Source organism: Neoroseomonas lacus (assembly GCF_014644535.1).
In the GTDB taxonomy this organism is placed as follows: Bacteria; Pseudomonadota; Alphaproteobacteria; order Acetobacterales; family Acetobacteraceae; genus Neoroseomonas; species Neoroseomonas lacus.
This window is the reverse complement of the sequence record NZ_BMKW01000004.1, coordinates 182,316-204,616: the sequence shown is the minus strand read 5'-3', so window position 1 is coordinate 204,616 and position 22,301 is coordinate 182,316. Positions and strand designations below refer to the sequence as shown.

Here is a 22,301-nt window from a genome sequence, read left to right as displayed (position 1 = left end):
AGGTGATTGGACGCCAATGGTGTGACGCGGCCAACACGGTACCGCCTCGACGTCGGCGATGTGCGCTCTACCGGTGCACCGCCGCCAGGGGGAAGGACCGCAGGTCCCGCTGCGCCGCCCGGAACACCGCGTTCTGCTGATGCCCCTTCTCGCGCGCCAACTGCGGCACACGGCGCATCACCCATTCGCCCAAGGCCAGCGCCGTCACCCGCCCTTCCGCATCGACCGCCGCACGCCCGCGCAGCCCCTCCATCAGGGCATAGGCAAACACGCCATTGCGGTCGTCGTAGGAATCGAGCGCCTCCTGCACCGAGGACGACGCCGCGAGCAGGAAGCGCCCGGTGTCATTGCCGATCGCGGCCAGCTGGTCGATGTCGATCTGCCCGGCATAGCAGGTGTCGATCAGGATAAAGGCGTCGCGCGCGCGAATGCGGGCCAGCGCCGCGACCAGCGTCGTATCGTCCAGCGCCTGCTGCCGCAGCACGGGGAAGCTGCTGGTGTCACGCACATCAGAGGGCAGGAACAGGAAGTGGTTGCCCGGCTGTGACACGATGCCATGCCCGGCGATGTAGAGAATGAAGGTATCCGCAGGCCCGGTGTCGCGCGCCACCGCCGCCAGCGCCTCGAGCACGCCTTGGCGCGTCGCGCGCGCACTCGGCAGGAAGCGCAGATCCACGTCGCGGAACAGCCCAGCTCCGCTGGCACGCAACGCCTCGCCCACCGACCGCGCGTCGGGTTCGGCAAAGCGCAGGTTGAGGTCCGGCTTCGCATATTCGTTCACGCCGATCGCCAGCACCACCAGCCGCCCCGCGCCGGCCGGTGGTTCCGGCTCGCCAGGCCGGCGCAGTGTCAGCGCCGGGCCTTCGGCGAACAGGGTGCCGTCACTGGCATAAAGCCGCGTCGAGATGCGATTGCTGCCGGGGTCGAGCGGCACCTCGACACTGGCCTGGCCCACCCCCGGTTCGGCGCGTGCCGCGATGCGGTCATTCACCAGCACGTCGAGCGGCCCGAAGCCGAGCCCACGGTCGGTTGCCGTGAAGCCCATGCGCAACGCCGTCGACCCCTCCGGCAAGGCGCGCGCATCCCAGGCGATCGCCTGGCATTCCGCCCCCACCACGGCACAGAGCGAGGCCGGCGCCAGCGTCGGCAGCCGCCCGATCCGGTTGCGCACCTCGCCCAGTTGCACGAGGCGTTCCTGCGCCGGTGCGAAATCCCCGGCGATGCGCGACCGCACCGCCCGCGGCGCATAAAGCGCGCGATAGGCCTGCTGGAAGGACGCCCATTCCGGCGTCTGGTTGCGCCGGCCATTCAGGTGGACGCCAACCAGTTCCTGCCCGCCATTCGCGGCATGGTCGAACAGGCCCTCGGGCGACCACAGCACCCAGCGCAGCGTCTCGGCATGGACGAACAGCGCAGCCTGTTCGCGCAGCGCCCCGGCCTCGAAGCGATACCAGCGGATCGTGCCATCACCCAGCGCCGCGACCCCCATGTCGCCGGCCACCGTCAGTCCCCAGACCGCGCCCGGCGTGGCGATCGAATCGACCAGCCTGCCCTGCGCATCGAACAGCCGCAGATGCGTGTCGGTGCCGAGCAGGAAGCCATCCTCCCGTACCAGGATCGCCAGGGAGCGGGCGAACTCGCCCTCGCCCAGGCGCAGCGGCACGTTGTTCAGCCGCGGGCGGTTGGAGTTGCGCCAGTCGACCACGCGGATGCGCGGCGTCTCGGTCCGCGCGGTGGCGAAGCCGGCCTCTCCGCCCCAGGCGCTGAGGTTGCCGGTCAGCGGATCGAAGATGACCGGCGAGCCGCCCGCCCGCAGCGAGAACAGTACCTGCGTTCCGTCCGCGGAAACGGCCAGCGTCACGCCGGTATTGCGGAAATCCGCGCTTGGCGGCCGTGGCGCCGCCGCCAGGGTGCCATCGGGCGCGATGCGCCCCCATCCTGGATCCGCCGCGGCATAGACCAGGCCGCCCTGCGGCAGCGGCACCATCTGCGCGATGGCGTCGCGTGAAGCCGGGATGTCGGAGGCCGCCCCGAAGCCGAAATCGGCCCAGCGACGAATCATGAATTCGCGCTGCGCATCGGGCGGCGAGACGAGGGCCGGGTCCAGTAGCGCGCCAGGAGCCGGTTGCTGCTGCCGCACCACCAGGCCGCGGCTGCCGCCGCTCGCGGACGGTGCGGCATCTGGCACAGCCGGCTTGCCACCCCGCGTCGCCCCGGCGGCCGGCACCCGGTTTGGTGCCGTCCCCTGCGGGCCGGGAGCGCGGTTGTGACGGGCATAGCCGCTGGCATAGAGCTGCAGCCCGCCACGCTCATCATGCGCCCAGGCAACCGCCGGCAGCCCTTCCCCGGCAAGGCCGGAAACATCGGGCACGAACACTGTGCGCAGATCGGCGGTCGACAGCACCTCGACCCGCAGCCGGTCCTCGTAGCCCAGCACCAACAGCGCGCCTTCCGGCGAGAAGGCCAAGCCATAGGGCCGCGCGCCCTGGACCGGCGTGCGCTGCGCGATGCGCCGGCCATCCGGCGCGTAAAGCCGTACCGACCCATCGGCGGAACTGGCGGCGAGCCGCCCAGCGCCATCGAAGGCAACCATGCGCGTCGGGCCGGCGAAGGCGGTGTCCTCGAATTGCACCCGGCCGTTGCGCGCGTCCCAGACTTTGATGCCCGCCCGCCCGCCGAGAGCCGCCGCGAGCCGCGTGCCATCGGCCGAAAACGCCAGGTGCTGGACCGGCGCCGCGAGGCCCGGCAGCCGCGCCAGCAGCCGTCCCGTCGCGACATCGAAGATATAAAGGGCGAAGTTGCCGTCCCAGGATTGCGCGGTGTAACCGGCGGCCGCCACCCGCGCCCCATCCGGCGTCAGCGCCACGGCGTAGAGTTCGCCCTCCGCCTCTGTCCCCATCGGCGGACGGATGACCATGCGCTGGGTGCCTTCGGGCAGGTTCCACAATCGCAGGGTCTTGTCGTCGGAAACCGTCGCCAGCAGCCCGCCCGCCGCATCGACGGCGAGGCGGGCGACCGGGGCGATATGGGCCCCGGCCTCGATCCGCAGGAAAGGTTGCTGTGGCGGCTCATTCGGCGCCTGGGCCAGCGCCGGGCCGGACAGCCCCAGAGTCGCCACGAGTGTCGCCGCGAGCCACAGGCTCGGCAGCAGGCGACGACACATCATGGCTTAGCTGCTGGCCAGCTCGAAGCCCTGGCCCTGCGCCAGCCGGTCGGCGTTCTCGACGCTTTCCGAGAAATTGTCGCGCCGCGCGATGTTCGAGGCCGCGAGCTGGCGGAACTCGCCATCCGCCCCTCGCCCGCCGACACTCGCCTCCGGCGTGCCCAGGCCACGCACGCCGACCGCGCTGGCCGGCACATAGCCGACGACGCCCGAGGAGGTCTCGACGCGGGCGAAGTTGCCCTCGGCCGGCGTCACGGTGACTGCCTGGTTGCGGTCGAGCTTGCCGATCTCCGCCGCGCCGGCATCGGGGCGGATGCGGATGGGGGCGGAAACGCGCGCAGTGGTCGGCCGTGCCGTCACCGCGCGGCGCGCCTGCACGGTGCCCTTGACGCCCGGGGAGATCGTCTCGATCGCGGTGTCGAACTCGGCGCCGCGCGTGCCGATCTTCTGGTTGATCTGCTGGGCGAGGGCGACGTCGCGGCGCATCAGGTCGCGCTGGTAGGACATCAGCGCCAGGCCCTGGTCGCGCGACATGCGGCCGGATTGCACGGCGGAGCGGATGCTGTTCGCGGCATTCACGCGGCAATCGACCAGCTGGTTGAAGGCGACCTGCGTCGCGGCAAGCTGGCGGTTCTCGTTCTGCAGGTCGCCACCCACCGCCTGGACCAGGGCGCCCTGGTCCTGCGACTGGCGTTGGCGGGCCTGGATATAACCGGCGGTACCGCCGATGACACCACCGGCGAGCGCGCCGATCGCCGCCCCAGCGAGGATGTCGCTGCCGCGCCGTCCCGTTGCGGCGGCAAGGAGACCGCCGGCGATCGCCCCGGTGCCGGCACCGATCGCCGCGCCGCGCAGGATGTCCTCGCCGTAGAAGTCGCCTGTCGAATCAAGCTGCACCACATAGGCACGGCAGGCGTCACGCCCGTCATCCGTCCCGATACGGCCAGCCTGCGTCGATACGCAGCCCGCGAGCATGACGGCCGCGGTGATGCTGGCCACCGGGCGGCGAAGGGAGGAACGCATCAAAAATACTCCCGGAGAAGGACGGTGAGACAGCGTAACAGGCCGACACATCTTCTGCCAGTACGACGCATCACATTGCGTGCACCGGGTCACCGGCCACGCCGCGAAGGTCGTACTCGTCAGCGTAATTCCCTCCCGGTCGGGAAGTGATCTAACCTTGCCCCACAAAGGACCGCGCAGGCCATGGGGGCAGGAGCGGCCGGCTTCAACGAAGGGACAACAACATGGTCACGACACGCAGGCTGGTGCTCGGCGCTGGCCTCGGCACCCTGACGATCGGGCGGGACGCCTTCGCGCAGGGCGCTTCGGGCCCGATCCGCATCGCTACCGCCGGGCCGATGACAGGGCAGAACGCGTCCTTCGGCACCCAGATGCGTGAAGGCGCCACCCAGGCGGTCACCGACATCAACGCCGCCGGCGGCGTGCTCGGCCGCCAGCTTGCGCTCGAGGTCGGCGACGATGCCTGCGACCCGCGCCAGGCGGTCTCTGTCGCGAACCAGCTCGCCGGGCGGCGGGTGGTGTTCGTCGCCGGGCATTTCTGCTCGGGTTCATCCATCCCGGCGCGCGATGTCTATGCCGAGGAAGGCGTGCTGCAGATGTCGCCGGCCTCGACCAATCCGCGCTTCACCGACGAAGGCAAGTGGAACACCTTCCGCGTCTGCGGTCGCGACGACCAGCAGGGCATGGTGGCCGGCGCCTATATCCTGGCGAACATGCGCAACAAGAAGGTGGCGATCCTTCATGACAACTCCGCCTACGGCAAAGGCCTGGCGGATGAGACAAAGAAGGCGATGAACGCCGGCGGCATGCAGGAGACGATGTACGCCGCCTACACGCCCGGTGAGCGCGACTACAGCGCCATCGTGTCGCGCATGAAGGCGGCGAACATCGATGTCATTTATCTTGGGGGCTACCATACCGAAGCGGGGCTGATCGTCCGGCAGGCCAAGGAACAGGGGATGAATGTCACCCTGATCGGCGGCGACGCGCTGGTGACCAATGAGTTCTGGCAGATCAGCGGCGCGGCCGGCGAAGGCACGCTGATGACCTTCAGTTCCGACCCCCGCCGGCGCCCGACCGCGGCCGAGGTGGTGGCACGCTTCCGGGCCCGCAACGTCGATCCGGAGGGCTATGTCCTCTACACCTATGCCGCGATCCAGATCTTCGCGGAGGCTGCGAAGAAGGCGAACACCACGGATGCGCGGCGTCTTGCGGCGGTGCTCAAGGCCGAAGGGCCGTGGCAGACGGTGCTCGGCCCGATCTCCTTCACGCCGAAGGGCGATGTGACAGTGCCGGACTACGTCTTCTATGTGTGGCGCAACGGGGCCTACGCCGAGGTTTCGTGACGCGGGGCACGTCGAAACGCTTGCTTGCTGCGGTGGCGAAGGCGCAGACTTCGCGCAGTCGTCAACAACCGAAAGGAGGTGATCCGGTGTCTCATCGCATTATTCGGGCTGTCGCGCCCGTGGCCCGGATCACCGCGGGGGTCTGAGCCGTCGATGCGCAGCGGGCCGCGAGGTCCGCAGGCATTCATCGAACGGCTCGGACGACACCTCGCGGGTCACCAGGGCTTCGCGGGCCGCGTACCGGCCACGCGATGGGAAGGCTCCGGCGGGACACCGCCGGGGCCTTCTGCGTATTCGCGTCATGACCGGACCCATTGCACCGCCGGCGCCTCACGGAAGGCGAAGCGTTCGAGGTGGCGGCCGACCACCTCCTCCAGTCTGCCCAACGCCGTCTCATCCGCCGCCGCGGCGCGCATCAGCAGCGTACCGGGCAGCGCTGCCGCATCGAGCGTGCAGACGCCCATCGGGAATGCGATGCGCCCCTGTGTTTCGGTCAGTTCCACCGGCAGCTTGTGCTGGAAGTGCTTGCAGAGCTGGCCGAGGTAGCGGCGCGGCACATCGGTCGCAACGCGCGCTTCCGAGATGACGTGCATCAGCTGCGCTCCACGCCGGTCGCCGCGGCGTCGAGGGCGGCGGCGACGGCATCGGCCTGCTCCGTGGTGAGCGGACCGCGCGCCATGCGCATGCGCAGCGCCAGTTTCAGGTTTTCCATGGCGCGGACGACCTGCGGGGCGGGGCCGCCGCCCTGGGCGCGACCGGCTTCGTCCATGCGGGCGAGCAGGGCGTCGAGGGTCGGACGATTCGCCTCGAGGAAGGCGCGACCCTGGTCGGTGACCTCATGCAACTTGCGGCCGCCTTCGGCCGGGGTGGCGACGGTGACGTAGCCGAGTTCCTCGAGCAGGGTCAGCGTCGGGTAGATGACGCCGGGCGATGGGCTGTAGCTGCCGCCGACGCGTTCCTCGATGGCCTTGATGATCTCGTAGCCGTGGCGCGGCTTCTCGGCGATCAGGGCGAGGATGACCAGGCGGAGGTCGCCATGGGCGAAGAAGCGACCGAGGCCGGAGCGGCCGCCGCCGTGGCGGCCACGGCCGCCATGATGGCCGTCCTCGGGCCGGTCGGGGCGGGCGAAGCGACAGCCATGGCCGTGTTCGCGATGCCCGTGGTGGGCGTGTCTCATGGGGTTTGGTACCTGTTCTGAACGCGTATATCGACCGTATTTCGATATAGCGATTTCTTAGATATATCGAAATACAGTCTGAATCCAGCGCCTCATTATCACGTTCCCGCGAGTCTTCGGATTGGGTGCCAGGTCATTGTTTCCAAAGGCCTCGGGCCTTTGGCGGGTCCAGTGCAGCGCCCTGGCCGAAGGGGTTTGGGGAGGGTGGAGCTCTCCCCAACGAACACCGCGCCCTCCCCCATCCCGCGCAATCCCCCTACCCTGGCGCGTTGGGGAAACCGGGGATCGCGACCGCGCATGACGATACGCAACGTGCTCTACATCATGTGCGACCAGCTGCGCTGGGATCACCTCGGCTGTGCCGGCCATCCCTTCCTCCGCACGCCGAACATTGATGCGCTGGCCGCGCGCGGCGTCCGCTTCGCGCAGGCCTATGTGCAGTCGGGCATCTGCGGGCCGTCGCGGATGAGCGCCTATACCGGCCGCTACGTCTCCTCCCATGGTGCCACGCATAACCGCGTGCCTCTGTCGGTCGGCGAGGTCACGCTGGGCTGGCATCTGCGCGAGAGCGGGCGGACGCTCGCGCTGGCCGGCAAGACGCACATGCTCCCCGATGCGCGCGGCATGAAGCGGCTGCTGCTCGATGGCCAGGACGAACTCGCGGTGCTGCTGCGCGAGGGCTGGTTCACCCTGGTCGATCGCCATGACGGCCACCATGCGGAGACGCACAGCGCCTATGCCGACTGGCTACGCGCCCAGGGCTATGACAGCCGCGACCCATGGACCGACTACGTCATCGCCGTGACCGACGAGAATGGCGAAACGCGGAATGGCTGGATGATGCGCAACGCGCGCTATCCGGCGCGGGTGCGCGACGAGCACAGCGAGACCGCCTACACCACCGACCGCGCCATCGACTTCATGGAGCAGCAGGGCGACCAGCCCTGGGTGCTGCACCTGTCCTATGTGAAGCCGCATTGGCCGTATATCGCGCCGGCGCCGTGGCACGCGATGTTCAGAGCCGAGCAATGCCTGCCGGTGTCACGCGACGCAGGCGAGCGCGGCGAGGCGGCGCATTCGGTGCTGCGTGAGTTCCAGAATGAGGAGGTCGCGCAATCCTTCCAGAACGACGAGTGCATCGCAACGGTCCGCCCGGCCTATCAGGGGCTGATCGCGCAGCTCGACCATCATCTGGGCCGGGTGATGGAGACGCTGGACCGGCTCGGGCGGTGGGAGGACACGCTGGTCGTCTTCACCTCCGACCATGGCGATTATCTCGGTGACCACTGGCTCGGCGAGAAGGAGCTGTTCCACGATTGCATCCAGCGCGTGCCCTTCCTGCTGGTCGATCCTTCCTCGGCGGCGGACGGCACGCGCGGCACGGTCGATGACCGCTTCGTCGAGGCGATCGATGTGGTGCCGACCATTCTCGACGCGCTCGGCCTCGATCCGGCGGAGCATGTGGTGGAGGGACGCTCCCTGCTGCCGCTGACCCGCGGCGATGCGCCGGCATGGCGCGATGCCGTGTTCAGCGAGCTGGACTGGACCTTCCGCGGCGCGCGGCGGCGGCTCGGCCTCAAAACCGGGCAGCATCACGCCTGGATGGTGCGCACCGATCGCTGGAAATACGTCCATTGGACGGATGGGCTGCGGCCGATGCTGTTCGACCTGTTGGCCGACCCCCAGGAATTCCACGACCTCGGCGCCGACCCGTTGCTCGAAGGCGTGCGCGAGGCAATGCGCGAGCGGCTGCTGGCCTGGTTCACCGGGCTGAAACGCCGGACCACGCTAACCTGGGCGGAAGCCGAACTGCGTACCGACCGACATAAGGCGGCCGGCGTCCACTACGGCGAGTGGTGATGCTTGGAGCAGATCCCAGACAGGTGGAATCACCTGATCGGGTGAAAATGCTCGAGAAAGCAGCAGGCCAGAGAGGGTTTCGTGAGCCGGAGCGATCGGAAGCCGCTCCAGCGCAAGCTGCCTTCACGCCGCCTGCCCCAGCCCATCGTTGACGGGCATCGTCACGCGTTCGGATGAGGTCATCCGAACGCGAACTGCTTCAGCGGGCGATCCAGCTATCCGGCCCGTCGACGGTCTCCTCAGGTAGGTCGGCGGCAACGTCCAGCAGCACGGCCGACACCCACTCCTCGGCGGTGGTGCCGAGCGCCGCGGCACGGCGGGCGATCTCCGCGGCCAGGCTATCAGGCAATTCCACCTTCACTTCAGTCATCAACGGGCTCCTCGGTTGCACCTGCGAAGAAGATAGAGTGCAAACCGTTTACGGCGCCTTTGCGACCTTCGCATGGGTGGAATGCGTACTCGATTTCTGATTCACCGAGGCCGGCCGGGCCGCATCTGGGGCCCTTGGCACCGCGCCCATGGTGCGACCGATTGCGGGCGTCGAACCGATTGCCGGATGCCGGCTGATCGGCACCATCTGCCGGGGCCGCCATCGATGCATCGCGCATGCCTCGGGCCGCGAGCGCTGCGGCCAGCGCAACCGTGCATGGCGCGCAAGCCAAGTCGGCGGACGAGGCCCGATTACGACCCCACGCCGATCGCGTGATAGTCCCGGCTGAACCAGATCAGCCCGCGCGAGGCCGCGCCCTGCCGCACCGCCTCGACCTCGGCGAAGATCACGCTGTGGGTGCCGCGCTCGATCACCTCGGCAATCCGGCAATCGAACGAGACGGCGGCGCCATCGAGCACCGGCGAGCCGGTCTCGAGCAACCCCCAGCTCGCATGGGAAAAGCGTTCGGTCATGTCGGCCTCGGCGGAACGACCGGCGAATCGCCCTGACAGCTCCTCCTGCCCCGGCGCCAGGCTGTTCACGCAGAGCACCCCGTTATCCTTGAACAACCGGTTTTGCGGGCTGCCGCGATTGAGGCAGACCAGCAAGGTCGGCGGATCATCGGTGACCGAGCAGACGGCGCTCACGGTCAGACCGCCGAGACCGGCCGGCCCATCGGTGGTGACGATGTTCACAGCGGCCCCGAGACGCGCCATGGCATCGCGGAATTCCTGACGTGTCACGGACATTGCGGAAAGCCCCTCGCCGACCGGGATCCCGGCCCCTGAATGATGAAACAACCCGCCCAAGACGTGCGCGTGACACGGCCATCGCGCAACCCTTCGATCGTCGCGCGGGGCCGTGATTCTGCATGCCGCAGGCCCGTGGCGGGCCACGCTGCCCGCGTTGGCAGCGGCGCTGCTCAGCGCTTCACCACGCCGCCGCCGCCGGTCAGGTTGCCGCCTCCGCCGCCACCGGTGAGGTTGCCGCCACGCGGTGCCTGGCGGACGCGATAGGCCTGGGCGACGGCCTCGACCAGTTGGGCGCTGTCATTGGACTGGTCGGTCACCCAGGCGAAGATCGCGGCGACGCGCTGGGCGCCGATGCAGCGCACGGTCAGCGCTTCATCGCCACGCCAGCCGAAGATGCTCTGACGATCACGCGAGACATTGGTCTGGAAGCCGGCCGCCGCGACGGCACGCTCACCGGTCGCGATGCAGTCATCCTGGTTGGTCGAGGCCAGCTGGACCCAGGCGGTGGACACCATCGCCGCTGTGGCGGGCAGCGCCGCCATGCCCAGCAGCGTAGCGAGGGCGAAATGCTTGAAGCGGGACACGGTATCCTCCTGCCGGCTCGCGATGTTGTGCAACGATCCTACCGTCCCGGCGCCGCCAGGCGATAGAGCAGGTGTTGGCGCATCGGATGACCCTCCGGCAGGCGAGGATGCTCGAAACGCCCATCTGCGGTCATGCCGAGCCGTTCCATCAACCGCCAAGACGGTTCGTTGGCCGGGATGGTGAAGGCGACGATCTCGGCCAGCCCCAGCGTGGCGAAGCCGAAGTCGAGCGCGGCGCGCGCCGCTTCCTCGGCGAAGCCGCGCCGCCGATGGTTCGCGCCAATGCGCCAGCCGACTTCGACCGCCGGCGTGAAGCGCGCCTGCCAGGGAATGGTCATCAGCCCGACCACGCCAACGAAGAGCGCGCCGCCGCGTTCCTCCACCACCCAGAAGCCCCAGCCATGGGCGTCGATATGGGCCTGCAGCCGCGCCGCCCAGGCGTCGCTCTCGGCCCGGGTCAGCACCGCGGGGAAGTGCCGCATGCTGTCCGCGTCGCCATTGAGAGCGAAGAGCGGGTCGAGATCCTGCGTGCGCCAGGGGCGCAGGGTCAGGCGCGGCGTATGCAATGTGACCGGTGTCATGCCGCGCAAATCTAGCCGGGCGCGGCCCGGCGGCGTAGTAGCATGGGTCACGGAGGAACCACCCCATGATGCTGCCCTCAGCAGACGCCCTTGCCGCCCTGGTGCCCGATGGGGCGCTGCTGGCCATGCCGCCGGACAATTCCCTGCCATCGGTCGCCATCGCCAAGGCGCTGATCCGCCGGGGGGCGCGCAACCTGCGCCTGCTCGGCGTGCCGGTTTCGGGCTTCGCGACCGACATCCTGATCGGCGCCGGCTGCGTGGCGGAGCTGGAAACCTCCGCCGTGTCGCTCGGCGAAGCGGGCTTCGCTCCGCGCTTCTCGGCGGCGCTGCGCGAGGGGCGCCTCATCCTGCGCGACGCCACCTGCCCGGCCATCCATTCCATGTTGCAGGCCTCCGAGAAGGGCATCCCCTTCATGGCGCTGCGCGGCATCATTGGCTCCGACATCCTGGCCAACCGGCCGGATTGGAAGGTGGTCCCGAACCCCTTTGCCGAGGATGGCGAGGACCCGATCGTCCTGTTGCCCGCGCGGCAACCCGACTTCGCCATCTTCCACGCCGCCATGGCCGACAGCGAGGGCAATGTCTGGCTCGGCCGCCGGCGCGAATGCGCGACCATCGCGCATGCGTCGAAGGCCGCGTTGGTGACGGTGGAACGCTTCGTCGAGGGCAATTTCCTCGAGAATGAGAAGCTGGCGCCGGGCGCCATCAGCAGCACGTACATCACTGCGACGGCGATCGCCGAACGCGGCGCGCATCCGGTCGCGTTGCTCGACGAATACGGCTTCGATGCCGCCTATGTCGCCGACTACGCGCGCGCGGCGAAGACCGAGGAGGGCTTCCGCGCCTGGCTCGACCGCGAAGTCTTCGGTGCCGCGCAGAAGGTCGCGGCGGAATGAGCGCGTCCGATCATCAGGGCCGCGCCGCGATGCACCCGGCCATCGCCCCGGAAGAACGACTGATCGCCACCTTGGCGCGGCTGATCATGGACCCCTCGGCCCCGCCGGCGCGCCACATCGCCGTCGGTGCAGCCTCGCCCATGCCGGCGGCCGCCTGCTGGCTGGTGAAACTGATGGGCCATCCGGTGAAGCTCTCCCTGCTGCACAAGCGCAGCGGCAATCCTTTCACCGAAGGCACGCGCGAATTGTTCGACCTGACCGGCCAGGGGCGGATCGACCTGTTCTTCCTCGGCGGCGGCCAGATCGACGGGCAAGCGAACCTCAACCTGGTTGGCACCGGGGAATGGCCGGGGATGGGCGTGCGGTTTCCGGGGTCGTTCGGTTCGGCCTTCATGTACTTCATGACGCCGCGCACCATCCTGTTCCGCGAGGAACATTCGCCGCGCGTGCTGGTCGAGAAGGTGGACAACATCTCCGCCCCCGGCGTCTCCGCCCCCGGCGTGTTCCGCCGCGGCACGGCGCAGGCGCTGGTGACCGGGAAGTGCGTGTTCCGCTTCCATCCGGACCGCGCGCGCTTTTCGCTGGAAAGCCTGCACCCCGGCGAGACGGTCGACAGCGTGCGCGAGGCCACCGGCTTCCCCTTCGACGTGGAGGGCGAGGTCCCCGCCACGCCCGACCCGAGCGAGGCGGAACTCGCCTTGCTGCGCGGGACGGTGTGCGACGAGATGGTCGAGACCTACCCGGAATTCTGCGCCCGAATCTGGGGCCGCCGCGCCGAGGCGGCCTGATTTCCACCGCGCGCGGGCGGTTCGACAAACGCCGCCCGCTGACGCATCTTCCGCCCGTATTCGAAGGGAAAATCGTTCATGGACGACAACGCGGCGATCGCAAGCGGGATGACACTCTCCCCCGGCGCGCTGGCGGGGCTGCGCGTGGTGGACCTCACCCGCGTGCTCGGTGGGCCCTACTGCACCATGGTGCTGTCCGACCACGGCGCCGAAGTCATCAAGCTCGAACCGCCGCAGGGTGACGAAGTCCGCGACTGGGGCCCTCCCTTCAACGCCGATGGCGATGCCTCCTATTTCGTCGGCGTGAACCGCAACAAGCGGTCGGTTGGGCTCGACCTGTCCAAGCCGGCGGGGCGCGAGGTGCTGATGCGCCTGCTCGACGGCGCCGATGTGCTCATTGAGAACTTCAAGCCAGGCTCAATGGAAAGGTGGGGCCTCGGCTATGAGGAGGTGCTGTCCAAGAAGTTCCCGCGCCTGATCCATTGCCGCGTTTCCGGCTTCGGCGGCGAGGGTCCGCTCGGCGGCTTCCCAGGCTATGACGCCGTGCTGCAGGCGATGGTCGGGCTGATGTCGATCAACGGGACGGAGACTTCCGGGCCGACGCGCCTCGGCAATCCGATCGTGGACATCGCGACCGGGCTGTTCAGCACCATCGCCATCCTGATGGCGCTGCATGAACGCACCGCCTCCGGCCGCGGCCAGTATTGCGACATGACGCTGCATGATTGCGGCATGGCGCTGCTGCATCCACACGCGGCGAATTTCTTCCTCTCGGGCAAGCGGCCGATGGCGACGGGCAACCCGCACCCGAACCTCGCGCCCTATTCCAAGTTCAAGACCAAGACCTGCGAGATCTTCGTCGCCGCCGGCAACGATCCCGCCTTCCGCAAGTTCTGTGCGTTCCTCGAGATTCCCGAGGTCGCGAAGGACCCACGCTTCGCCACCAATGGCGAGCGCGTCGTCAACAAGGCGGCGCTGACCGAGGTGTTGAATGCCCGCTTCGCCGATGAGGATGGGCATGAGCTGACGCGGCGGATGCTCGCCGCCGGGCTGCCGGCCGGGCCGGTGCTGCATGTCGACGAAGCAATGGCCGCCGAACACACCGCCTTCCGCAACATGGTGGCGCAGATCGGCGACTTCCGGGCGCTGAATACGCCGATCAAGCTGTCGCGCACGCCCGGCGGGGCGCGGACGGCACCACCGCGGTTCAATCAGCACGGGCGGGATGTGCTGCTCGGGCGGGGATTTACCGCCGAGGAAATCGCCGGGCTGGAGAATGACGGGGTGATCGTCGGCACACGACGGAAGTAAGAAAAAGGCCGGAGGGGCTTTGCCCCTCCGGACTACCCCACCAAAGGCCTAAGGGCCTCTGGACACCTTGACTTGGTGCCGGCTGGTGGGTGTGGAGCTTTGAAGGCCCAGGGTATCGATATTGCGCACTCTAAGATTTTAGGATTTTAAACCCTTAAGCCGTTTTGGCAGTTGGATGGCCGCAAGAGGAGCGGCGTCGGTTGATAATTGGAACATATCAAGAACATTGGTGGGATGCCAGGGGATTCAGGGGGGCGAGCCATTCTGGTGGCCTGGGTGTCGCGGTGCCGTATGGCGCGCGGGACTGCCGTGGCGGCTACCCGTGGCGGGGTGAGGTTTGGAGAGGGGCAGAGCCCCTCTCCAAGGACGCGCGCCGTCACCCGAACCCCATCCGCCGCAATTCCTCCGGTACGGCCAACGCCTCGATCGTCTCATCCGCCAGCAGCGCCACCTGGTCCAACAGCAGCGCGACCAGGGCCGAAGTCGCCGGGGTGGGCGAGCGCCCCTGCCGCCGGGCGAGATAGACGGTGCGGTAGACGGCGGGTGCGAGCGGGCGGAAGCCCAACCCGTCCTCGCGCATCGGCAGGGCGGCGAGGGCCGGCAGGGCGGCGACGCCGATGCCCTGGCGGATCAGGCTGCGCAGCCCGCCGACGCTCGAGACCTCGTGCCGCGCGCGAGGGTGGGCGAGCCAGGATGGCGCCTGGCGTTCCAGCAGGGCGCGGATGCCGCTTTCGCTGCCGAGGCTGAGCAGCGGCTGGTCGCGCAGGGCGGACCAGTCGAGCGGTCCCGCGCCGGCAAGCAGCTTGTGGCCGGGGGCGCAGGCGACGCCGAAGCGGTCGCGCAGCAGCGGCACGGCGTCCATCGCCGGGTCGGGTTCGAGCAGGGTGGTCAGGATGATGTCGGCCTCGCCCGAAAGCAGGCGGCGGGTGGCCTCGCCGGTATTGGCTTCAAGGATGCGGACAAGGATGCCGGGGTGGCGGCGGTTCAGCACGCCGAGGGCTGGGGCCAAGGCGTGGCTGACGAGGGAGGCGGTGGCGGCGACGACGACCAGGCCGCGTTCGCGCCGGGCGTGAGCCTGCAGGTCGTCGAGCGCCTGTTCCATTTCCTCGAGCATGCGCTCGGCGAGGGTGAGGAAGCGTTCGCCATGCAGAGTCGGCGTGACGGAGCGGGTGCTGCGGTCGAGCAGTTTCAGGCCGAGTTCCGCCTCCAGGGATTTGATGCTGACGGTCAGGGCGCTTTGAGTGACGTGCAGTTGGGCGGCGGCGCGGGTGAAGCTGCGTTCGCGCGCGACGGTGAGGAAGGCGCGGAGTTGGCGGAGCGTCACGTTGCAGCTCATGAGCCAATCTTATCAATCATCAAGATAAATGAAATGGACGCGAGGCTGCGTCTGGGCTCGGGTGTCGGGGCGATGGGCAACGACCCAGCGGCGGAACAGCCTTCGGAGGAAACACACCATGAGGCAGGAGGAAACCAACCCCAGCGCTGCCGTGCGGCGCCGGCGCCTGCTGGGCGGCCTGTCGGGCCTGCTGGCGATGCCGGCGATCGGCGCGCGGGCAGGGGCCTGGCCGGAGGACCGGGTGACCATCATCACCTCCCTGCCCGCCGGGTCCACGGTGGATCTGACCACGCGGGTCTATGCCGACCAGCTCGCCCGCATGTGGGGCAAGGCGGTGGTGGTGGACAATCGCGGCGGCGGCAATGGCGTGCTGGCCTGCCAGATGGTGGCGCGGGCGCGGCCGGATGGGCTGACGCTGCTGGCGACCTCGGCAATGACGCATGCGGCCAACCCGTCGCTCTATGCGCGGCCGCCTTATGACGCGGTGGCGGATTTTGATGCGGTGGCGCGGTATGGCGCCTCGCCCTTCGTGGTGATGGCCTACAAGGGGCTGGGTACGCATTCGCTCGCGGCGCTGACGCGGAAGCTGCGGGACCGGCCGGGCGACCTCAGCTTCGGGGCGGGGTCGGTGCCCTCGCGCCTGGCCAGCGAGCTGTATCGGCAGTTGATCGACGCCGATGCGGTCCATGTCGGCTATCGCGGCAACCAGGCGGGTTATCCCGACCTGTTGAATGGACGCATCGCCTTCATGGCCGTGGATGTGGTCGGCGCCAAGCCGCTGGTCGACCGGGGCGAGGTGGATGCCATCGCGCTGAGCGACGATGAGCGCCACCCCGCGGTGCCCGAGGTGCCGACGAGCGCCGAGGCCGGGCTGCCCGATTATCGCTTCACCACCTGGTCGGGGATGTATGCGCCGAAGAACACGCCGCGCGAGATCGTCGCCCGCATCCATGCCGACATGACCGAGGCCTATGCCCTGCCGGAGGTGCGCGCGCGCATCCTCGGCATGGGCGGGTCGCAGGTGCCGCCGATGGGGCCGGACGCGTTCCAGGCCTTCACCATCCAGCAGATCGCCGCCTGGGGCCGGATCATCCGGCAGGCGGGCATCACCATCGAATAGGAGGAACCGCCATGAACCAGATCCCGAATCCGCGCTGGACCGGCCCGCGCATCAAGCATGAATCAACCACTGCGGCGCCCTACGGCGCGATCACGGTGGAGAAGGTGACGCCGATCATCGGCGCCGAGATTTCCGGCGTGGATCTCGGCAATCCGACCGAGGCGCAGATGGCGGAGATCCATCGCGCCTTGGCCGAGAATTTGGTGATCTTCTTCCGCGAGCAGCACATGACGCCGGAACAGCACCTGGCCTTCGGCGAGCGGTTCGGGACGTTGCACATCCACCCGGCGGCGCCGACCGAGGGCGGGCATGCGGGACTGATGATCATCAAGGCGGATCGCGACAGCCCGCGGGCCAATGGTGAGGGCTGGCATTCGGACGTCTCCTGCGACGAGGAGCCGCCGATGGGCAGCATCCTCTACATCAAGCAATGCCCGCCGGTGGGTGGCGACACGCTGTTCGCCAACATGTACGCCGCCTATGACGCGCTGTCGGAGCGGATGAAGGCGTATATCGACGGGTTGACCGCCGTGCATGACGGCGAGGAGAACTACCGCGGCACCTATGCGAATTTCGGCGTGAAGGACCGGCCGGCCTATCCGCGGGCGGTGCATCCGGTGGTGCGGACGCATCCGGTGACGGGGAAGAAGGCGCTGTTCGTGAACAAGGGGTTCACCAGGCGCATCCTGGATATTCCGCTCGATGAGAGCACCGGGGTGCTGGCCTATCTGTTCGAGCACATGGCCAATCCGCTGTTCCAGTGCCGCTTCCGCTGGCGGGAGAATTCGGTGGCGTTCTGGGACAATCGCTGCGCGCAGCACCGGGCGATGTGGGATTACTGGCCGGCGACGCGGTACGGGAACCGGGTGACGGTGAAGGGCGATCGGCCGGTGTGAGGGGGGAAGACCAGAGAGGGGCGACGCCCCTCTCCGGACCACTCCCCACCACGGGTACCCATTCGCGTTGCTTTTCAACGTGAATGGGCGCCCGCTTCGGCCCGAGGCCTTTGGAAACCGATACTTATTGTTGGGCGGTGGGGGTTTTCGCAGAGGCGGGAGGCCCGTCGTGCCCGGCGCCAGGAATCTCGCGGGGAACTTTGCCCGGGACAATCTTTTCGTCTTCGCACGGCGGTCGGGCCCGGCACCAATTCAAGGTGTCCAGAGGCCCTTAGGCCTTTGGCGGGGAGAGGTTCGGAGAGGGGCAGTGCCCCTCTCTGACGCGCCACCCCCGCACAAATTCCTCCTGCGCCGCCGTCTCGATCGCCTCCGCGACATAGCACGCGCGCAGCCACGCCACGGCGTCGCCCTCCACCGCCCCGGCCATCTGCGCCAGGCAGGCCAGCGCGACGCCGCTGCGTCCCACCCCGGCCTTGCAGCCGATGTGGAAGACGTCGCCCGGGCGTTCGCGCATTGCCGCGAGCATCTCACCAAGGACTGCGCACAGGGCCGCGGCGTCCGGCACGCCGAAATCCGGCACGTCGAGCCGCCATTCGGCTTCCGCCACGCGCGCCGAACCCGCTTCCAGGCACAGCCCGCGGGCGCCATCGGGCAGGGCGTCGAAGGGCCCGCCCGTGACGCGCACCGGGTGGCCGTCCACCAGCAGGGTGATGGTGCCGCGCGGTGTCACGGGATGGGGCGGAGGGACCGCAGATAGGCGATCAGGTCGCGCAGGTCCGCCGGGCTGATGCGCGCGTAATAGGAAAAGCCCATGGGCGGGAAGAGCGGCCTGCCATCGGCCGAGACGCCCTCGGCCACCGCGCGGATGATCTGGGCATCGCTCCAGGCGCCGATGCCGTGCTCGTGGTCGGGCGTGATGTTGCGCGCGACGGAGGTGCCCCAGGGACCGGGAAACGGCTGCCCGCCGGCGCCGGTGCGCGACCAGTCGCGACGCCCGCCCTCGACCATCGGGGTGTGGCATTCGATGCAGTGGCCAACCGGGCCGGCGAGGTAGGCGCCGCGCGCCACCGGGTCGTTGGCCGGCGGGTCGGGCACATGGGCGACCGGCGGGCCGTAGGCGGGCGGCAGCGGCATGCGATATTCGCTGGCCGGCACGGCGTGGCGGACGGGCGGCACGCTGCGCAGATAGGCGACCATGGCGGCGAGGTCGTTGTCCGAGATGCCACGGTAGAGTTCGATCGGCATGGGCGGGCCAATGATGCGGCCATCGGGCCGGATTCCCTCGCGGATGGCGCGGGCGATCTGGGCGTCGGTCCAGCGGCCGATGCCGGTGTCGGGGTCGGGGGTGATGTTGGAGGCGACGGCGCGGAAGGGCTGTTCGTCGAAGACCTGGCCGCCGGCGAGCGCCAAGCCGGGCAAGTCGCCCTGCGGGCCTTTCGGGGTGTGGCAATTGCCGCAGCCGGCGATGGATTCAACCAGGTAGCGGCCGCGCGCCAGTGGGTCGGCCGGCTGAGCCTGCGCCGGCCAGGCCGCAAGCAGCAACAGCGCGCCAAGCAGCGCCTTTCTGATGTCGTTCATGTCGAAGGTCCCCACGCGTCTGGCCGCCTCGCGCAGCCGTGACAATCATGCGATGGCCCATGGCGCGGCGCCAAGTGCGCTCGCGCACAGAATGGTGGGCGTGGGTAGGAGTTCTCAGCCGGCGCCGTTGCGGGTGTTGTCGGCCACCACCACGGGTTCGATCAGGCTTTCCGCCTCGCGCTTCAGCCGCAGGTAGGAACGGACCGAGAAGGGCAGCATGGCAAGGTAGCCGAGGCTCGCGAAGGCCAGCGCCGCCCAGGGTTCGGCCAGCAGCACGGCGACGAACATGCCGGTGCCGAGCAGCAGCGGCAGCACATAGTCCCGCGGCACGCGGAAATTCTTGAACGACCAGGTCGGCAGGGTGCTGACAAGCAGCCCCGCCACCAGCACCATCACCGGGCCGACGAAGGCCGGGTGACGCACCATACTCGCCAGCGTCGTCCATCCCATCTGGTCGAGCCACAGCCAGAGGAACATCGGAAACAGCACGCAGCCGGCGCCGGCCGGAGCTGGCACGCCGGTGAAGAAGCTCGCAGTATAGGCCGGCTTCACGGCCGGCCCGACATCGAGCGCCGCGTTGAAGCGCGCAAGGCGCAGCGCCATGCACACCGCGAACAGCAGACAGGGCGCGAAGCCGAGCGAGCGGAAGTCGTGCATGGTCCAGAGATACAGCAGCATGGCGGGGGCGACGCCGAAGCACAGGAAGTCCGACAGGCTGTCGAATTCCGCGCCGAAGCGGGAGGTCGCCTTGAGCAGGCGGGCCAGCCGCCCGTCCAGCCCGTCGATCACGCCGGCGACCAGGATGAGGGTGGCGGCGAGGTCGAAACGGCCTTCGAAGCCGAAGCGGATGGCGACCAGGCCGCAGCACAGGCCGAGCATGGTCATGATGTTGGGGATCAGCCGGTTGAAGGACTGCCCCTGCACGCGTGGCCGCGTCCGCGGCCGGAAGCGCCGGCGCAGACGCCGCACCCGGTCGGCGGCGCCGCCATCATGGTTCACGCCGCGAGTTCCGCGATCACCGTCTCGCCACCAATCATGGTCTGGCCCACCCTGGCTGCCGGCAGCACGCCCAGCGGCAGATAGACGTCGGTGCGGCTGCCGAAGCGGATGATACCGAAACGCTCGCCGGCCTGCACGGAATCACCGGGCTTGGCATCGCACAGGATGCGCCGCGCCACCATGCCGGCGATCTGCACCACCGCGAGGTCCCGCCCATCGGGCAGCGCGATGGCGAGCGCGTTGCGCTCATTCTCGTCCGACGCCTTGTCGACATTGGCCGAGAGGAACTTGCCGTGGTGGTAGGCGACGCGGGTCACGGTGCCGTCCACCGGCATGCGGTTCACATGCACGTCGAGCACCGAGAGAAAGATCGCGACGCGCCAGCGCGGCGCCTCGCCCAGGCCGAGTTCGATCGGCGGCGGGGCCTGCATGACCGAGACGACATGGCCATCGGCCGGGGCAAGCACCAGGCCGGGCCTGTCTGGTGGGATGCGTTCGGGGTCACGGAAGAAGTACAGGCAGAAGGCGACGAAGATCGCGCCAAGCCAGAACAGCCAGCTGCCAAGAAGGATCAGGCCGAGGAGCGCGGCGACGCCTCCGCCGATGAGGAAGGGTCGCGCGGCCGGATGCGGCGGCGCGAGCACCATGCGGAGGCTTTGTTCGAGGGCCATGTCCGGCCGGTTATGGTGTGTTCATCCCTTTGGGACAACCCTAGTGCACCATGGAAACCATCGAACTCGGCCCCTTTGCCGTCGCCGCCGACGGCGCCCTGACCCCGCGGAACATGCCGGAGCCCCCGGCGCTGCGCTTCGCCTGGCGCGGACGAACCTGCCAGGCGCATTTCGACCCGGGGTGGATTCGGCTCGAGACGGATGCCGCGCGCATCCCCTCCACCGCCGACCGGCCGTTCGACCGGCCGCGCGCCTTCGCCGCGGTGGCGGGGCTGCCCGACAACCTGCCGGAGGGCTGGCATGCGCGGCTGATGCCCGACCACCGCATCCGCATTGAGGCCGAAGCGCCCATGGATTGCCCGTCCAATGTCATCGAACTGGTGAGCGCCATGGTGCGCTTCGCGCTGGCGCTCGACCCCTACCTCGACACGCTGGAGGCGGAAGGCGCCGCCTGAGCCTCGGGCAGGTCGAAGATCTGGCCCGGGAAAATCAGCCGCGGGTCGCGGATCTGGTCGCGATTGGCTTGGTAGATGGTGGTGAAACGGGTGCCGCGCCCATAGGTGGCACGCGCGATGCGCCACAGGTTGGTGCCCGGCTGCACCACCACGCGATGGGTGTCGAAGGCATTGGCGGGCAAGGCGTCGCGCTGGAAGGGCACCTCGACGCGCGCGGCCACGGCGCCCGAGGCGGCGACCTGGTCGACGCGGAGAGAATTGCGCCCGACCGGGGGCTGTTCGTCGGGGGCGAGGGTCCATCGGCCGGCGGCGTCGGCCACCGCGTCGCCGGCGTGGCGCGAGCCCACATACACCCGCACCGCGGCGCCGGGCGGCGCCGAACCGGCGAAGCGGATCGTGCCGCCTTCCTCGTAATCGACCGAATCCATGCCCAGGCTGGGGGCGGCCGCGCGCGCGTGGCCGACCGGCGCGGCGACCTGCGGCCCCTGTAGGATGCGCGGCGGCGCCGCCGCCGCGGCTGACGGGATCAACACCGCGATCGGGCCGGAACCGGCCTCGGCGGCAGTATCGGCCGGGCGGGTGGATTCGGCGGCGGCGGTGACGCCGCGGCCGGCCTGGCTGGGGGCGGCCTCGGGTACCACCACCACGACGGCGTCGGGGCCGGCGGTCTCCTCCCCCGCAATGCGCGAGCGCAGGGACAATTCCCAGGCGCCGGAAGGCAGCGGGTCGGCCGGCAAGATCACCCATTCGCCGCGACCATCGGCGCGGGCGCGGCCGAGTTCCCGCCCGCCATCGACGATCAGCAGGACCTCGGCCCCCGGCGCGGCGCGGCCGGCGACGACCGCCGACCCGCGCGCCCCGACCCGCACCACGTCGAACCGCGGCACCGGCGCGGCGGCGGCCGGCGCCGCGGCCGGGCTGGTCGCGGCGGTGGTGGTGGCGGTTGCGGCGATTGGCGCGGCGGCGGCGGGGACGGGTGCTGTGGCCGCGTGCGGCGGTGTGGCCGATTGATCGGCGGCGCTGGCAGGGGCCGGCGCGACGGTCGCTGGCGGCGTGATCGTCCGGGCCGAGTCAGGCGTTGCGGCGGGCGGCGGCGCGACAGCGACGGACGACGCCGGCGGCACCTCCACCGAGGGCCACAAGCCGTAAATGAGGGCCGCCAGCAGGGCAAACCCGCCAAGGCCGAGTAGCGCAGTGGGCCGCATTGCGGAATCCGCCGGTTTCACATGATCTCTACAGCCGAACCGACCCGGCTGTGCAGACGTAAAACACTCATTAACAAGCCTTTCGGCGCTGCCGGCATGGGTTTTCGTCCTCGGCATCCGTCTGACGCGA

22 protein-coding genes are annotated in these 22,301 nt (G+C 69.3%); 8 read left to right on the top strand and 14 right to left on the bottom strand.

All coding sequences use genetic code 11. The features are described 5' to 3' along the window. Positions 1-67 precede the first annotated feature (67 nt). Both IEY36_RS09600 and IEY36_RS09595 read right to left on the bottom strand, forming a co-directional pair. Positions 68-3,166 carry a caspase family protein gene (locus IEY36_RS09600; protein ID WP_188966830.1) on the bottom strand — a complete coding sequence of 1,033 codons (3,099 nt, stop codon included), beginning with the start codon at positions 3,164-3,166 and terminating at the stop codon, positions 68-70. 3 nt (positions 3,167-3,169) lie between these two features. Beyond that, entirely contained in the window at positions 3,170-4,186 is a 1,017-nt protein-coding gene (locus IEY36_RS09595; protein ID WP_188966829.1) for an SH3 domain-containing protein, read from the bottom strand. 224 nt (positions 4,187-4,410) lie between these two features. Between IEY36_RS09595 and IEY36_RS09590 the strand changes: the two genes are divergently transcribed. Then, positions 4,411-5,532: a branched-chain amino acid ABC transporter substrate-binding protein gene (locus tag IEY36_RS09590; protein ID WP_188966828.1), complete on the top strand. Its 1,122-nt coding sequence runs from the start codon at positions 4,411-4,413 to the stop codon at positions 5,530-5,532. A 299-nt stretch (positions 5,533-5,831) separates the two neighbouring features. Here the strand turns inward: IEY36_RS09590 and IEY36_RS09585 are convergent, their stop codons facing one another. Together IEY36_RS09585 and IEY36_RS09580 are read right to left on the bottom strand one after the other, a co-directional pair. Continuing rightward, complete coding sequence (locus IEY36_RS09585; protein ID WP_188966827.1) at positions 5,832-6,125, bottom strand: DUF2218 domain-containing protein; 294 nt, start codon at positions 6,123-6,125, stop codon at positions 5,832-5,834. Beyond that, a complete protein-coding gene (locus tag IEY36_RS09580) occupies positions 6,125-6,709 on the bottom strand; it encodes a PadR family transcriptional regulator (protein ID WP_188966826.1) in 585 nt (194 codons plus the stop codon). The genes IEY36_RS09585 and IEY36_RS09580 overlap by 1 nt, the downstream gene beginning before the upstream one ends. Positions 6,710-7,006: 297 nt before the next feature. On the opposite strand from IEY36_RS09580, the gene IEY36_RS09575 reads away from it, so the two are divergent. After that, a complete protein-coding gene (locus IEY36_RS09575; RefSeq protein WP_188966825.1) occupies positions 7,007-8,569 on the top strand; it encodes a sulfatase-like hydrolase/transferase in 1,563 nt (520 codons plus the stop codon). Positions 8,570-8,768: 199 nt separating this feature from the next. Here IEY36_RS09575 and IEY36_RS09570 read toward each other — a convergent pair whose 3' ends face one another. The 4 genes from IEY36_RS09570 to IEY36_RS09555 all read right to left on the bottom strand — a co-directional run bounded on the left by IEY36_RS09570 (position 8,769) and on the right by IEY36_RS09555 (position 10,967). Continuing rightward, the gene (locus IEY36_RS09570; RefSeq protein ID WP_188966824.1) at positions 8,769-8,939 is read right to left on the bottom strand and encodes a hypothetical protein; all 171 of its coding nucleotides are present in this window, start codon (positions 8,937-8,939) and stop codon (positions 8,769-8,771) included. Between the two features lie 311 nt (positions 8,940-9,250). Further along, entirely contained in the window at positions 9,251-9,748 is a 498-nt protein-coding gene (locus IEY36_RS09565) for a flavin reductase (RefSeq protein ID WP_188966823.1), read from the bottom strand. A 173-nt stretch (positions 9,749-9,921) separates the two neighbouring features. Next, on the bottom strand, positions 9,922-10,335 hold the full coding sequence (locus tag IEY36_RS09560) for a hypothetical protein (RefSeq protein WP_188966822.1): 414 nt from the start codon (positions 10,333-10,335) through the stop codon (positions 9,922-9,924). Positions 10,336-10,373: 38 nt separating this feature from the next. Beyond that, positions 10,374-10,967 carry a GNAT family N-acetyltransferase gene (locus IEY36_RS09555; protein ID WP_229681228.1) on the bottom strand — a complete coding sequence of 198 codons (594 nt, stop codon included), beginning with the start codon at positions 10,965-10,967 and terminating at the stop codon, positions 10,374-10,376. 14 nt (positions 10,968-10,981) lie between these two features. On the opposite strand from IEY36_RS09555, the gene IEY36_RS09550 reads away from it, so the two are divergent. The 3 genes from IEY36_RS09550 (at position 10,982) to IEY36_RS09540 (ending at position 13,911) form a co-directional block, all read left to right on the top strand. Then, positions 10,982-11,812 carry a CoA transferase subunit A gene (locus tag IEY36_RS09550; RefSeq protein ID WP_188966821.1) on the top strand — a complete coding sequence of 277 codons (831 nt, stop codon included), beginning with the start codon at positions 10,982-10,984 and terminating at the stop codon, positions 11,810-11,812. Beyond that, a complete protein-coding gene (locus tag IEY36_RS09545) occupies positions 11,809-12,600 on the top strand; it encodes a CoA-transferase (RefSeq protein WP_229681227.1) in 792 nt (263 codons plus the stop codon). Before IEY36_RS09550 ends, IEY36_RS09545 begins: the two co-directional genes overlap by 4 nt. A 78-nt stretch (positions 12,601-12,678) precedes the next feature. After that, a complete protein-coding gene (locus tag IEY36_RS09540) occupies positions 12,679-13,911 on the top strand; it encodes a CaiB/BaiF CoA transferase family protein (RefSeq protein ID WP_229681226.1) in 1,233 nt (410 codons plus the stop codon). Between the two features lie 376 nt (positions 13,912-14,287). On the opposite strand, the gene IEY36_RS09535 is transcribed toward IEY36_RS09540, so the two are convergent. After that, positions 14,288-15,235: a LysR family transcriptional regulator gene (locus tag IEY36_RS09535; RefSeq protein ID WP_188966820.1), complete on the bottom strand. Its 948-nt coding sequence runs from the start codon at positions 15,233-15,235 to the stop codon at positions 14,288-14,290. A gap of 130 nt (positions 15,236-15,365) precedes the next feature. Here IEY36_RS09535 and IEY36_RS09530 point away from each other — a divergent pair, with 130 nt between their 5' ends. Beyond that, positions 15,366-16,367 carry a Bug family tripartite tricarboxylate transporter substrate binding protein gene (locus IEY36_RS09530; protein WP_188966819.1) on the top strand — a complete coding sequence of 334 codons (1,002 nt, stop codon included), beginning with the start codon at positions 15,366-15,368 and terminating at the stop codon, positions 16,365-16,367. A gap of 11 nt (positions 16,368-16,378) precedes the next feature. Beyond that, positions 16,379-17,263: a TauD/TfdA dioxygenase family protein gene (locus IEY36_RS09525; RefSeq protein WP_188966818.1), complete on the top strand. Its 885-nt coding sequence runs from the start codon at positions 16,379-16,381 to the stop codon at positions 17,261-17,263. Positions 17,264-17,534: 271 nt separating this feature from the next. Here IEY36_RS09525 and IEY36_RS09520 read toward each other — a convergent pair whose 3' ends face one another. From IEY36_RS09520 to IEY36_RS09505, 4 genes are all read right to left on the bottom strand, one after another. Beyond that, the gene (locus tag IEY36_RS09520; protein ID WP_188966817.1) at positions 17,535-17,993 is read right to left on the bottom strand and encodes a protein-tyrosine phosphatase family protein; all 459 of its coding nucleotides are present in this window, start codon (positions 17,991-17,993) and stop codon (positions 17,535-17,537) included. After that, the gene (locus tag IEY36_RS09515; protein WP_188966816.1) at positions 17,990-18,841 is read right to left on the bottom strand and encodes a cytochrome c; all 852 of its coding nucleotides are present in this window, start codon (positions 18,839-18,841) and stop codon (positions 17,990-17,992) included. Before IEY36_RS09515 ends, IEY36_RS09520 begins: the two co-directional genes overlap by 4 nt. Positions 18,842-18,955: 114 nt before the next feature. After that, positions 18,956-19,840, bottom strand: coding sequence for a CDP-alcohol phosphatidyltransferase family protein (locus IEY36_RS09510; RefSeq protein ID WP_229681225.1), 885 nt, complete (start codon positions 19,838-19,840; stop codon positions 18,956-18,958). Further along, positions 19,837-20,511 carry a phosphatidylserine decarboxylase gene (locus tag IEY36_RS09505; protein WP_188966815.1) on the bottom strand — a complete coding sequence of 225 codons (675 nt, stop codon included), beginning with the start codon at positions 20,509-20,511 and terminating at the stop codon, positions 19,837-19,839. Before IEY36_RS09505 ends, IEY36_RS09510 begins: the two co-directional genes overlap by 4 nt. Positions 20,512-20,561: 50 nt before the next feature. Between IEY36_RS09505 and IEY36_RS09500 the strand changes: the two genes are divergently transcribed. After that, positions 20,562-20,966, top strand: a complete 405-nt coding sequence (locus IEY36_RS09500) for a hypothetical protein (protein WP_188966814.1) — start codon at positions 20,562-20,564, stop codon at positions 20,964-20,966. Here IEY36_RS09500 and IEY36_RS09495 read toward each other — a convergent pair. Further along, positions 20,930-22,171: a LysM peptidoglycan-binding domain-containing protein gene (locus tag IEY36_RS09495; RefSeq protein ID WP_188966813.1), complete on the bottom strand. Its 1,242-nt coding sequence runs from the start codon at positions 22,169-22,171 to the stop codon at positions 20,930-20,932. The genes IEY36_RS09500 and IEY36_RS09495 overlap by 37 nt on opposite strands. Positions 22,172-22,301: the final 130 nt, after the last annotated feature.

Coding starts and splice junctions, on each gene's coding strand:
- IEY36_RS09600 (WP_188966830.1), bottom strand. CDS start 3,166: ATGATGTGTCGTCGCCTGCTGCCGAGCCTGTGGCTCGCGGCGACACTC.
- IEY36_RS09595 (WP_188966829.1), bottom strand. CDS start 4,186: ATGCGTTCCTCCCTTCGCCGCCCGGTGGCCAGCATCACCGCGGCCGTC.
- IEY36_RS09590 (WP_188966828.1), top strand. CDS start 4,411: ATGGTCACGACACGCAGGCTGGTGCTCGGCGCTGGCCTCGGCACCCTG.
- IEY36_RS09585 (WP_188966827.1), bottom strand. CDS start 6,125: ATGCACGTCATCTCGGAAGCGCGCGTTGCGACCGATGTGCCGCGCCGC.
- IEY36_RS09580 (WP_188966826.1), bottom strand. CDS start 6,709: ATGAGACACGCCCACCACGGGCATCGCGAACACGGCCATGGCTGTCGC.
- IEY36_RS09575 (WP_188966825.1), top strand. CDS start 7,007: ATGACGATACGCAACGTGCTCTACATCATGTGCGACCAGCTGCGCTGG.
- IEY36_RS09570 (WP_188966824.1), bottom strand. CDS start 8,939: ATGACTGAAGTGAAGGTGGAATTGCCTGATAGCCTGGCCGCGGAGATC.
- IEY36_RS09565 (WP_188966823.1), bottom strand. CDS start 9,748: ATGTCCGTGACACGTCAGGAATTCCGCGATGCCATGGCGCGTCTCGGG.
- IEY36_RS09550 (WP_188966821.1), top strand. CDS start 10,982: ATGATGCTGCCCTCAGCAGACGCCCTTGCCGCCCTGGTGCCCGATGGG.
- IEY36_RS09545 (WP_229681227.1), top strand. CDS start 11,809: ATGAGCGCGTCCGATCATCAGGGCCGCGCCGCGATGCACCCGGCCATC.
- IEY36_RS09540 (WP_229681226.1), top strand. CDS start 12,679: ATGGACGACAACGCGGCGATCGCAAGCGGGATGACACTCTCCCCCGGC.
- IEY36_RS09530 (WP_188966819.1), top strand. CDS start 15,366: ATGAGGCAGGAGGAAACCAACCCCAGCGCTGCCGTGCGGCGCCGGCGC.
- IEY36_RS09525 (WP_188966818.1), top strand. CDS start 16,379: ATGAACCAGATCCCGAATCCGCGCTGGACCGGCCCGCGCATCAAGCAT.
- IEY36_RS09515 (WP_188966816.1), bottom strand. CDS start 18,841: ATGAACGACATCAGAAAGGCGCTGCTTGGCGCGCTGTTGCTGCTTGCG.
- IEY36_RS09505 (WP_188966815.1), bottom strand. CDS start 20,511: ATGGCCCTCGAACAAAGCCTCCGCATGGTGCTCGCGCCGCCGCATCCG.
- IEY36_RS09500 (WP_188966814.1), top strand. CDS start 20,562: ATGGAAACCATCGAACTCGGCCCCTTTGCCGTCGCCGCCGACGGCGCC.
- IEY36_RS09495 (WP_188966813.1), bottom strand. CDS start 22,171: ATGCGGCCCACTGCGCTACTCGGCCTTGGCGGGTTTGCCCTGCTGGCG.